The following is a 12,123-nucleotide window of genomic DNA, read 5'->3' on the forward strand; positions in this document are numbered from 1 at the left end:
GTTCTACGCGATGCTTGCAACGTCAAGATAAGACATATAAACTTCTGGACGTCTAAATAACAACACGACTGAAGCAAGGAATTTTATGACACAGCCAGCCAGTGCCAAGGCACTTTTGCCACTTGGTTTATTTCTTACGCTGTTCCTTGGCACCGGGATCTACTTCCAACTATCAGGTGTCGATTATGCGTTTTATCAACTCGCCAGCCCGGTGGCTATATTGCCGGCCATTATTCTGGGCGTCATTTTAAGTAAGCAAGCCTTTGACGAGCGCATTGATACCTTCGTATCGGGCGTTGGTGAACGCAACATTGTCACCATGTGCATGATTTATTTGCTAGCCGGCGCATTCTCAACCGTGGCTGCGGCAACTGGCGGTGTCGATGCCATGGTTGCACTTGGCTTAAATGTTATTCCACCGCAATTCTTGTTGCCCGGCCTATTCATTATTGCCGCCGTGGTATCAACCGCGATGGGCACTTCCATGGGTACTCTTGCCGCACTAGCCCCAGTTGCATTAGGTTTAGGCCAAGCTGCGGAAATTGACTTAGCATTACTTGCTGGCGTTCTGGTAAGCGGCGCAATGTTTGGTGACAACTTGTCATTCATCTCTGACACCACCATTGCCGCAACTCGTACACAAGGCTGTGAAATGAGTGACAAGTTCAAAGCAAACTTGAAGATTGCATTGCCGGCAGCAGCGATCACATTGATCTGGTTATTCACCTATGACACAGGTGCCGTACCACCAAAGATTCCAGAAGCAAATTTGTGGCTGAGTTTGCCTTATTTCTTCATTATTGTACTGGCAGTGCTTGGCTTGAACGTATTCGCTGTACTCACATTGGGAATTATCCTCGCGGCGGCTTTCGGTATGGCCACGGTTGGTTACGAATGGGTTGCCTTTAGCAAAGATATCTATGAAGGCTTCACTAGCATGCAGGAAATCTTTCTGCTGTCGTTACTCATTGGTGGTTTGTCTGCGTTAATTCGCCAACAAGGTGGTTTACAGTTTCTTGCCAACACGGTTAGTCGTATTACTAGTCGCTTGTTTAAACACAAACAGCAGCGCGCAGCATTTGGTGTTGCCGCATTGACCGGCTTAACCAACTTTGCGGTAGCCAACAATACGGTCACCATTTTACTTTCAGGTGAAGTCAGTAAGCGCTTAGCTGAAGAAGGTAATTTGGCCCCACGTCAAAGTGCGAGCTTGCTGGATATTTTTGCTTGCGTGGTGCAGGGTGCGTTGCCATACGGTGCGCAAGCACTCCTAATGGGCGCCAGCTTTGGTTTATCACCACTGGACGTCAGTATTCACACTGGTTATTGCTTTATTCTGGGGGCCGTATCAATTGCGATGATCATCTGGCGCAAGCCATTGGAGGCTCGCACCAGCGAAGCCGTGGCTTAGTTGGTGCTTGGTAGCTCCATGACGCCGTCAATTTCAATTTGCGCGCCCTTCGGCAATGCTTTCACGCCGATTGCGGCGCGCGCAGGATATGGCTGTGCAAAAAATTCAGCCATCACCTCATTCACAATTGGAAAGTTACCCAAATCAGTCAAATAGATTTGTACTTTGACCATGTCTTGCAACTCGCCACCGGCCGCTTCACAAACTGCACTTAGGTTTTTAAACACTTGCACCGCTTGCGCACGAAACTCTTCGCTGACGAATTCCATAGTTTCAGGAACCAGTGGAATTTGACCAGATAGATAGACTGTTGTGCCAATTTTTACGGCTTGTGAATACGTGCCAATGGCCGCTGGTGCTTTTTCAGTACTAATAATTACTTTTGACATGTTTACTTCCTTAACCGCCAAACCCGCTGCACATTCGGCATTTTCCGAATATGGCGAATCACATCGGCGAGCTGTTTCCTATCCCGCACACTGAGTGCGATATCTATGTAATAAATATTGGCATCTAACTCTTCAGTTTTCAGACCATGAATATTACAGCCTGTTGCCGAGATTGATGCCGTTAGTTTCGCTAAAGCGCCCTGGTGGTTAACAATTTCCACCCGCACTTCAGTGGTAAATTCTGCTTCAGTATTCGCTTCCCACTGCACTGGGAAGTAACGCCCTGGCTCTTCTTCATGGCCACGCACGTTCTTACATTCTTTGCGGTGTACCACTAAGCCTTTGCCTGGGCTCACGTGCGCAATAATGTCATCGCCGGGAATGGGTCGGCAACATTTCGCAAAGCTAACTAACAATCCTTCCGCACCACGAATGGCTAATGTGGTTTTTGGATGTGCGCTTGCCTCATATTCGTCTTTAAGTTGCGAGAGTTCGCCTAGCAATCGCTTGGCAATAGCAATCGACATCATGTTGCCCAAACCAATTTCACGCAACAAGGCAGGCACGTCGTTCAGTTTCACTTCTTTGAGTACACGCGCGAAGTCTGCTTTCGGAATCTCGTCATAATTAATTGGGCCAAGCGCAGCTCGCAACAATCGTTCACCTAACTGTTCAGCTTCGCGAGACTCTTGCCCTTTGAGGTATTGACGGATTTTCGCCCGCGCTTTGCCAGTTACCGCAAAGTTCAGCCAGGCAATATTCGGCCGCGAGCCTGGTGCGGTTTTAATTTCTACCGTCTGTCCGGTTTCCAGAGGCTTTGATAATGACGACACTTTATGGTTAACGCGAGCACCAATACAGGTGTTACCAATATCGGTGTGTACAGCATAAGCGAAATCGACCGGCGTTGCGCCCTGAGGCAATTCAATGATGCGCCCTTCCGGTGTAAATACGTAGATTTCTTCCGGGAACAGCTCAGATTTCACGTTTTCAATAAACTCAAACGCGTTACCGGTGCTTTGCTGCAATTCAAGCAAGCTCTGCATCCAGCGACGTGCACGCACCTGTGCGGTGGTACCTGAGCTTTCTTCTGTCTTATAAAACCAGTGCGCTGCAACCCCGCGATCCGCCATCAGATTCATTTCTTCGGTGCGAATTTGTACTTCAACCGGAATGCCATGCGGCCCTTTTAAACTGGTATGCAGCGATTGGTAACCATTCGATTTCGGAATAGCGATGTAATCTTTAAAGCGGGTTTCGATAGGCTTGTACAAATTGTGCAAGGCACCAAGTACGCGATAACAGGTATCAAGTTCGTCCACAATCACACGAAACGCATAGATATCCATGACCTGCTCAAATTTGAGCTCCTTGTACTTCATTTTTTGGTAAATGCTGTACAAGTGTTTCTCGCGACCAAGGACGCGCGCTTTAATACCCACGTCTTTCAAGCGCTTTTCAATTTCGGTTTGAACGCGTTCAACCAGCTCGCGGCGGTTACCGCGCGCTTTCTTTACTTCTGACTCAAGTAATTTCGCGCGCCAAGGGTGTAACGCATGAAAGCCCAACAGCTCCAGCTCGTTTTTAATATCGTGAATACCTAAACGGTGAGCTAATGGCGCATAAATTTCTAAAGTTTCACGCGCAATTCGGCGTTTCTTCTCTGGGCGCAAGTGTCCAATTGTACGCATGTTGTGCGTACGGTCAGCCAGCTTAATCAAAATAACGCGAATATCCTGCACCATCGCCATAATCATTTTGCGATAGTTTTCAGTTTGCAGTTCTTCTTTGGAGTTAAATTGTAATTTATCGAGCTTCGACACGCCCTCAACGAGCTCAGCGACGGTTGCACCAAACTGTTCAGCAAGATCTTCTTGGGTATATTCGGTATCTTCAATCACATCATGCAGCAAGGCTGCCATGATGGTTTCGTGATCGAGTCGCATATCAGCCAGCAGGCCAGCGACCGCAACCGGGTGGGTTATGTAGGGTTCGCCGCTATGGCGTTTCTGATGTTTGTGACCATCAGCAGCTAATTTGAAGGCCGCAGCAGCTTGCTCCACCTGCTCGGGTGGTAAGTACTCAGCTAACTGTTGCCTGAGGCCTTCAAACAAATACACCCGATTTACTCAAGCCCACGAATTGCGTCAACGGCTGCCATTTCTTCGGCGTCTTTTTGCGCCATTTCAGTACGCTCTTCTGCGTCTAAACGCTTCGCATCAATGTGACCGTTTTCAATTTCGCGCAATGCGACAACGGTTGCTTTCTCATTGTTTTTCCAAGGAACCAACGAATCTTTGCCTTGGGTCGCCAATTGACGGGCACGACGTGCTGCTACCAGCACTAAATCAAATCGGTTGCCAATACGGTCAACTGCATCTTCTACGGTTACGCGAGCCATGATTACTCCAACTATGTGCAAAACGGGTCAGGAATTATACGGATTTACCCGTCATTCGCCAAGAGATCTTTGAGTTTAGCGGCATGCCGCACTTGTTGTAATGCTACCTTAAGGCGCTGAGAGAACACAATATGCTCAAGCTGAGCCAAGGTTTGATCAAATTTATCATTCACCAGCAAGTAGTCAAACTCATGATAATGCGACATTTCCGCTTGGGCTTTTTCCATACGAGAGCGAATGACTTCATCGCTATCTTGGCCCCGGCTACGAAGCCGCTCCTCCAGTACTTCAAGGCTTGGCGGCACAATAAAAATGGATTGTGCTTGCGGGTGAGCTTCACGAACTTGGCGCGCACCTTGCCAATCAATATCCAAAAACACGTCGATACCTTGCGCCAAAGTTTGTTCAATATAACTGCGCGAAGTACCGTAATAATTGCCGAAAACGTGCGCCCACTCATAAAAATCGTTGTTGTCGATTTTTTCTTTAAACTGGCTTTCGGTTAAAAAATGATAGTGCACACCATCAATTTCACCCGGCCGTGGTGCCCGCGTTGTGCATGACACCGACACCTGCATACTCTCTTCAGTGTGGCGCGCAAGCAAAGCACGGATTAAACTGGATTTACCTGCACCGCTTGGTGCAGCCAAAATAAATAAATTGCCGGTGGCGATTGATGTTGTCATGAATACTTACATTGATCGGCTTGCTAATAACGGCAAAGCATAGCATGTTGCATAGTAAAATAACTAGAGCGGAGAGCTGGGATGACAACAGGATGGATTATTATTATTGCTGCAGTAGTGGTGTTGGTGTACTTAATTGGTATATACAACAAACTGGTGCGGCTCAAAAATCAATTTGAAAACGCCTTTGCGCAAATTGAAGTTCAACTTAAACGTCGCTATGACTTAATTCCGAATTTAGTCGAAACAGCGAAAGCCTATCTAACCCACGAGCGTGAAACACTAGAAGCAGTGATTTCTGCCCGTAATCAAGCGGCAGCAGCATTACCACAAGCGGCAAAAGATCCGACTAACGCTGGTGCAATGCAGCAACTTGGCGGCGCCGAATCAGCTTTGGGCAGCGCATTAGGCCGCTTAAATGTGGTAATGGAGGCCTACCCTGATCTAAAAGCGAATCAAAACATGATGCAGGTGAGTGAAGAGCTCACGAGCACCGAAAACCGCGTTGCTTTCTCACGCCAAGCCTTTAACGACGCAGTCATGACCTATAACACTTATCGCCAATCATTCCCGCCAGTCATGTTTGCAAGCTTCTTTGGTCACAGCAAAGATGCAAACTTACTGGAGTTTGCCGATAGCGCGGAAATACAGGCAGCACCAAAAGTTAAATTTTAATTGGGATTAACAGTATGGTTAATTTCTTTGAACACCAACAGCAGGCCAAGCGCAATACTGGCCTGCTCGTGGTGCTGTTTCTTGTCGCCTTCATCTTAATTATCGGGTTTGTTGCCGTTGTCACCGCGGCGATATTTGGTGGTGTGGCGATACAGCAAAATGGCGAGTATCAATTTAGTTGGCAACCGATTGCATGGGTTGTGGTAATTGTTGGTGGCGGCATTCTAACCGCCATGTTGGTGAAGTGGCTGAGCTTAAAGCCCGGCGGCCATGTGGTAGCAGAGAGCCTCGGTGGCGTGCGCATTGAGCCAAACGCCACCGACCCATTAGAGCGCCGAATTCTCAACGTTGTGGAGGAAATGGCCATTGCTGCGAACATGCCTGTTCCTGCGGTTTACCTGTTACCCAACGAAGCGACTATCAATGCCTTTGCGGCGGGTTATGAGAGCAAAGATGCGGTCATTGGTTTAACCCGTGGTGCGGTCGAAACATTCTCCCGTGAGCAACTCCAAGCTGTTGTGGCGCACGAATTTAGTCACATTTTAAATGGTGACATGCGCCTAAATATTCGCTTGATTGCGGCTCTTGCTGGAATTTTACTGATTGCACATGTCGGGCGCATTTTTCTGCACTCTGCGCGGTTTAGCTCATCGCGGCGACGCGGCAATGGTAATGCGCTGCCGTTAGTTGGTTTGGCCCTATTTATTATTGGCTATATTGGCGTGTTTTTTGGCAACATCATTAAAGCTGCAGTGAGTCGCCAACGCGAGTATCTAGCTGACGCTGCCGCTGTGCAATTTACTCGTAATCCCGAAGCATTATCGGGCGCACTTCAACAAATTGGCGCGCGTGAGTACGGCAGCAAAATCGGCCATGCCAATGCCGATGAAACCGCGCATTTATTTTTTGGTCAAGCGTTGAGCTCTTGGTTCACTCTAATGGCCACACATCCCCCTCTTGATAAACGCATCAAGCGCATTCAGCCGAGTTGGAATGGTCGTTATCCGAAGCCGCACAAGGCCATGGTTCAATCGGTAGCCGAACAACAAGCTAATCAGCCACAACCTGTAGCGTTAAATCGCTTAGCAATGTTGGCATTACCGGCGCTACTGCTCGAGCGCGTGCGTTCGCCACAACAAGCACCGCAATTTATTCGCGATATGATGATTGGTCAATTGCTGGGCGAAAGCCATCCGCAGCTTGCTGAGTTGAGCGCGGCGCAACAATTAGCGTTAGTTGAGTTGGCGGTTCCGGCATTACGCGTCGCCAAAGATAGCGACCGACTGGCACTATTGAAAGATCTCGAACAACTAGAGCAAAGTGATGATTTGTTCCACTGGTGCTTGTATCAACTGTTAGCTCGCCAATTGGTTGAGTCCAAGCGTTTTACGGTGAAAATTGATAACGCAGAAGCCTTTGCAGCAACGGTCGTGGCACTAAAACGCGCCGAACAACAACAGCCGTTGAATTTGAAGCAGATTGAGCAAGCGTTGAACACCTGTAAAAGCTGGTCACCGAAAGCTAAACAACCTTTAGTGAAGAAATGGGTTGAAACGGTGACTTCTGACCAGCATATATCAGAGACCGAACGCAAACTTGTCGCCACGTTGTGTGCTTGTATTGAAGAGCCACTTCCCGATGAAATGCTGACGAATTCTGCATCATAGTTTTACATAAATAATGCGATCGATTTCGTCGGCATGTGCGTATTCCCCGTACCAGACTGATTCAAGGAGTTATCATGTCGACGGATTTATCCCCTTTGTTACAACCATTTTCGTGTAAATCGTTAAAGCTGCGGAATCGCGTTGCGATGGCACCAATGACACGTAGCTTCTCGCCCGGCAATGTGCCCAATGACGCCGTGGTCAAATATTACCAGCGCCGCGCTGAGGGTGAAATTGGCTTAATTATCACCGAAGGCGTGGAGATAAATCACGCCGGCGCCAGCGGATTCCCGAATGTCCCCAAAATTTATGGCGAGGCCATGACGGGCTGGAAACGCGTTGTTGATGCAGTGCATGCCGCAGGTGGTCAGATTATTCCTCAGCTATGGCACGTTGGTGCAGTGCGCAAACCGGAAACGGACGATGCAGCGCCAGCCTATAGTCCATCAGGTTTGTTTGCCCCGGGTAAGAAAAACGGCGTGGCAATGACCAAAGACGATATCAACGAGGTGATTGCCGCCTTCGCTGAATCGGCGAAGCAATCAAAGGAAGCCGGATTTGATGGCGTTGAAATTCACGGCGCACACGGCTATTTAATTGATCAATTTTTGTGGGAAGGCACGAATATTCGTGATGACGAATACGGTGGTTCATTAGAAAATCGTGCACGCTTCGCCTGTGAAATTGTTAAAGCTGTGCGTGCAGCCGTCGGCGAGGATTTTGCAATTGTATTCCGCTTCTCACAGTGGAAGCAGCAAGAATACGAAGCCAAATTGGCGAATACACCTGAGCAATTGAAACAGTTACTTAATCTACTGGTTGATGCCGGCGTCGATATTTTCCACGCGTCAACGCGCCGTTTTTGGGAGCCGGAGTTCGAAGGTTCTGATTTAAACCTCGCCGGTTGGACGCAAAAATTAGCCGGTAAGCCAGCTATTTCAGTCGGCAGTGTTGGTTTAACTGAAGACTTTATCAGCGGAACCTTTGCCTCAGATAAGCCAGCAGTTGAGAAATCAGGCATTGATGAACTTGTTAAACGCATGGCAAATCACGAGTTTGAACTCATTGCTGTTGGCCGCGCCTTGCTGCAAGACCCGCAATGGCTACAAAAAATGCGTGACGGCAAAGAAGATGAGGTAAAAGCGTTCAGCAAAGCCTCATTAAAAGAGTTGGTTTAATCAATAATGAAGCATCGAGTTGGCCTCATTTGGTTTGAAAGCGACCTGCGGGTTGCCGATCATTCGTTGCTTCATCTCGCTCAACAAGAGTGCCAGCAACTCATCTGCTTATATTGTGTAAATCCCAAATGGTTTCAGCCCAATCGCTATGGTTTACGCAGTATGGGTGAGAAGCGCTGGCAATTTCTGCAGCAAACTTTAGCCGACCTCGATCAACAGCTCACAGAGCTTGGTCAGCATCTCTACGTTAGTTATGAAGCGCCACTTGCGGCTGTCGCCAAGGTCATTGGTCAATACGGCATCGACGTGATTTACCGGAGCTATCATAGCGGCGCCTATGAACGTCAATATTATGACATTGTACGTGAGCGCTATCCGTTTTTAGATTATGTGCAGGCCGACACCAGCACGTTGTTTGAGCGCGCGCAAATTGCGGAGATGGTGACCGAACTACCAGATAGCTTTTCGAAGTTTCGTAAACATATCGAAGGCTCTAAATTACGCGCTGCAGTGCAGTCGCCTTTAACACCGCCGACACAATTACCACCGCCGCCAGCAACATTAAGTCGAACAACTTGGGTGACTCCATCAGCGCAACGCAATTTTGTTGGCGGCAGTCATGCAGGTTTTCAGCATCTGAAGCGCTACTTTGCAGCGGCTTATGCACAAACCTATAAACAAACGCGCAATGCTCTCGATAATTGGAATGATTCCACCAAATTTTCTGCCTGGTTAGCTCTGGGCTCGCTATCGCCACGCCAAGTACTTGCAGAATTGGCTACGCATGAAGCCGACCAAGGCGCCAATGACAGCACCTATTGGATATTTTTCGAGTTATTGTGGCGCGAGTATTTCCATTGGTATGCCCAGTACCACGACAAGAAATTATTTGCGTTTGACGGTATTCAGCAACGTCGCCCAACCACCAGCTTTTACCCCGCACGATTTCAAAAATGGTGCCAAGGTAATACCCCTTACCCCATCGTAAATGCCTGTATGAAACAGCTCAATGAAACAGGCTACATGTCCAACCGTGGTCGCCAGTTGGTTGCCAGCTGCTTTGTTCACGAGCTAGGGCTAGATTGGCGATATGGCGCAGCATATTTTGAGCAACAATTAATTGATTACGATGTGGCTTCCAATTGGGGAAATTGGCAATACTTGGCAGGCGTTGGTGCTGACCCGCGAGGGCACCGCTGGTTTGATTTAGCCAAACAAACCGCGATGTATGACCCCCAAGGGGAGTTTATTCGCCGTTGGCACGGAAATGACTTTGATGCCCAACTCGATCATATCGACGCCGCCGACTGGCCAATAGGCTAGCGACGACGCTGCAACCAAGGGTACAAATGTTCGTGCATTTTTGGATCCATAATCGCCATTAAGAAATGATGACGTTCAGAAATCTCCCGCACCGTCACATAGCGCGACTCTAATGGTTTGAAATACTCATAAGGCGCAACGTTGTCGACGTTGCTTGCCAAAATCAGCGTCGGCACTTTTACCGGCGGTAGTACTTGATGCAAGTCGAGGGCGGCCGGGTCAATGTCGCGCTTCATCAGCGTATTTTTCACCCCTTCCCGAATCGATTCTTCCGAGACGATTTTGCTGGTTTGCTCGTGAGTAATTTTACTCACTTCGTACACGGCGTCTTCAAATTGACGCATCGGTGCGAGCAATACGAGGCCGCTAATGTCGTTACGTTGGCGAGCAATATGCACCGCAGCTAACGCCCCCATTGAAAAACCAGTAATGAATAATGGATGCGGCCGCTCGCGGGCTGGCAATGAATTAATCAACGTTGTGATCATGTCGACATCATCAACGGCAAATCCGGGTTGTTCATGCGATGAGCCGCCATGTCCCTTAAGATCTGGAATCACCACATGGAAACCTAAGAAGCGATAGTAATCGGCTAAGAAAAACATCGTTTCTTTTGAGCCACCGTAGCCATGCAACATGACCATAGTACCGCGTCGAACTTCTGGAATTTGCTTGCGGTTTAATGTCAGTTTGTATTCTTCTGTTTTGGTTTCGCTCACCGCTGTAAATTCGAAGGTGCGTTTGTCACTGTCAGTAATCGGCGGTGCATATAAATATTGCGTGCACCCATCAAGGTAAGGCATACAAAATTGCCGCTCTTCACCGCCAAGCTCAACAATTAGCTCTGGCATATTTGCTGGTATTCCAATTGGCTCTACACGACTCGAGAGCTTGTGCTCCACGTAGGTAGCGCACCCTTGCAATAAAGTGACAGCGAATAGTCCAAAACACAGCTTGCGATACATCGGGGATCCTCAACATGTTCATCTGACATTTGACATAAGTCCCCGATAATAGCACTTCTTTACGTAACGCCAACAGTCTTTACGTTCGGTGAATTACGCTAACGCTTGTTCAAGATCTGCGATAATGTCGTTAACGTGCTCAATTCCTACACATAAACGAATGGCTTCCGGTTTTACACCAACCTTTTCTTGCTCTTCAAGGGAAAGTTGGCGGTGGGTTGTCGACGCTGGGTGACACGCGAGCGATTTTGCATCGCCAATATTCACCAATCGCTTAAATAGTTTGAGCTTGTCATAAAAACGCACACCCGCTTCATATCCGCCTTTCACACCGAAGGTCAGCAACGATGCAGGTAACCCACCTTTGATAATTTTCTGCGCTAGCTCATAGTTTGGATGGTCAGAAGCACCGGCGTAATTGACCCATGCGACTTGCGGATGCTGCTGCAAGTAATCTACCACTTTCTTCGCATTCTCACAGTGCCGCTCAATACGCAGCTCAAGTGTTTCCAGCCCTTGTAAGATCAAAAAGGCATTAAATGGCGACAGTGCAGCACCGGTATTACGCAATGCCACCGTACGTACCCGTGCGATAAACGCCGCGGCTTCAAATACCTCGTTATACACGACGCCATGATAAGCCGGCTCAGGTTGCGAGAACTGAGTGAACTTTTCACGATGTTGAGTCCAATCAAAGTTGCCGCCGTCAATAATAATGCCGCCGATAGTGGTGCCGTGTCCGCCGATATATTTTGTGAGTGAGTGAACAACAATGTGCGCGCCCAAGGCAATCGGCTGACATAAAATTGGTGTGGCCACGGTATTATCCACTATGAGCGGTACGCCATGCTTGTTCGCCACGTTGGCTAAGCCTGGAATGTCCGCGATATTTCCTGCGGGGTTGCCAATGCTCTCGCAATAAAGTGCTTTTGTGTTGGCATCAATCAGCCCCTCTAACGCTTCTGGACTATCGTTTTCAGCGAATCGCACTTCGATGCCCAACGCAGGTAGTTGATGCGCAAACAATGTATAAGTTCCGCCATAAATTTGCGGCGTGGTGACAATGTTATCGCCCTGCTTCGCGAGCGTTAGCAAGGTATAGTGAATAGCTGCCATGCCTGATGCTACTGCCAACCCGGCAATACCCCCTTCAAGGGCTGCTACACGTTGCTCAAGCACGTCATTAGTTGGATTCATAATGCGTGAGTAAATATTGCCCGGTACCGCTAAATCAAATAAATCTGCACCATGTTGCGCACTATCAAACGCATAGGCAGCGGTTTGATAAATGGGCACTGCAACCGATTTGGTTGTCGGATCGGTTTCATAGCCATGATGAATAGCTAGTGTGGCTGGTTGGTAATTCGCAGTCATATCGGCCTCAATAAAAATAGATGTTTATACGTTTAGACGTCCATAATAATTAAA

General features: G+C 48.2%; 11 protein-coding genes. 5 read left to right on the plus strand and 6 right to left on the minus strand.

The genetic code is table 11. From position 1 onward, the window contains the following. The first annotated feature begins 85 nt into the window (after positions 1–85). Positions 86–1,411, plus strand: coding sequence for a Na+/H+ antiporter NhaC family protein (locus D3795_RS07435; RefSeq protein WP_156267542.1), 1,326 nt, complete (start codon positions 86–88; stop codon positions 1,409–1,411). Here the strand turns inward: D3795_RS07435 and D3795_RS07440 are convergent. The 4 genes from D3795_RS07440 to gmk are packed head-to-tail and all read right to left on the minus strand — an operon-like array spanning position 1,408 to position 4,887. Then, a complete protein-coding gene (locus tag D3795_RS07440) occupies positions 1,408–1,800 on the minus strand; it encodes a RidA family protein (protein ID WP_156267544.1) in 393 nt (130 codons plus the stop codon). The two genes, D3795_RS07435 and D3795_RS07440, sit on opposite strands and share 4 nt — an antisense overlap. A gap of 2 nt (positions 1,801–1,802) precedes the next feature. Beyond that, a complete protein-coding gene (spoT, locus tag D3795_RS07445) occupies positions 1,803–3,920 on the minus strand; it encodes a bifunctional GTP diphosphokinase/guanosine-3',5'-bis pyrophosphate 3'-pyrophosphohydrolase (RefSeq protein WP_156267546.1) in 2,118 nt (705 codons plus the stop codon). Positions 3,921–3,925: 5 nt separating this feature from the next. After that, on the minus strand, positions 3,926–4,201 hold the full coding sequence (rpoZ, locus tag D3795_RS07450; protein ID WP_156267548.1) for a DNA-directed RNA polymerase subunit omega: 276 nt from the start codon (positions 4,199–4,201) through the stop codon (positions 3,926–3,928). A 44-nt stretch (positions 4,202–4,245) separates the two neighbouring features. Continuing rightward, a complete protein-coding gene (gene gmk / locus D3795_RS07455; protein WP_156267550.1) occupies positions 4,246–4,887 on the minus strand; it encodes a guanylate kinase in 642 nt (213 codons plus the stop codon). Positions 4,888–4,968: 81 nt separating this feature from the next. On the opposite strand from gmk, the gene D3795_RS07460 reads away from it, so the two are divergent. The 4 genes from D3795_RS07460 to D3795_RS07475 all read left to right on the plus strand — a co-directional run bounded on the left by D3795_RS07460 (position 4,969) and on the right by D3795_RS07475 (position 9,730). Next, on the plus strand, positions 4,969–5,562 hold the full coding sequence (locus D3795_RS07460) for a LemA family protein (protein ID WP_156267552.1): 594 nt from the start codon (positions 4,969–4,971) through the stop codon (positions 5,560–5,562). Between the two features lie 14 nt (positions 5,563–5,576). Next, positions 5,577–7,229, plus strand: coding sequence for a M48 family metallopeptidase (locus tag D3795_RS07465; protein ID WP_156267554.1), 1,653 nt, complete (start codon positions 5,577–5,579; stop codon positions 7,227–7,229). A 74-nt stretch (positions 7,230–7,303) separates the two neighbouring features. Beyond that, the gene (locus tag D3795_RS07470) at positions 7,304–8,407 is read left to right on the plus strand and encodes an NADH:flavin oxidoreductase (protein WP_156267556.1); all 1,104 of its coding nucleotides are present in this window, start codon (positions 7,304–7,306) and stop codon (positions 8,405–8,407) included. A 6-nt stretch (positions 8,408–8,413) separates the two neighbouring features. After that, positions 8,414–9,730 (plus strand): DASH family cryptochrome, encoded by a 1,317-nt coding sequence (locus tag D3795_RS07475; RefSeq protein WP_156267558.1) that lies wholly within the window; start codon positions 8,414–8,416, stop codon positions 9,728–9,730. Here the strand turns inward: D3795_RS07475 and D3795_RS07480 are convergent. Together D3795_RS07480 and D3795_RS07485 are read right to left on the minus strand one after the other, a co-directional pair. Beyond that, positions 9,727–10,695, minus strand: coding sequence for an alpha/beta hydrolase (locus D3795_RS07480; protein WP_156267560.1), 969 nt, complete (start codon positions 10,693–10,695; stop codon positions 9,727–9,729). The two genes, D3795_RS07475 and D3795_RS07480, sit on opposite strands and share 4 nt — an antisense overlap. Before the next feature lie 93 nt (positions 10,696–10,788). Further along, the gene (locus tag D3795_RS07485; RefSeq protein ID WP_156267562.1) at positions 10,789–12,069 is read right to left on the minus strand and encodes an O-acetylhomoserine aminocarboxypropyltransferase/cysteine synthase family protein; all 1,281 of its coding nucleotides are present in this window, start codon (positions 12,067–12,069) and stop codon (positions 10,789–10,791) included. Positions 12,070–12,123: the final 54 nt, after the last annotated feature.

Source organism: Pseudidiomarina andamanensis (assembly GCF_009734345.1).
Classification (GTDB): domain Bacteria; phylum Pseudomonadota; class Gammaproteobacteria; order Enterobacterales; family Alteromonadaceae; genus Pseudidiomarina; species Pseudidiomarina andamanensis.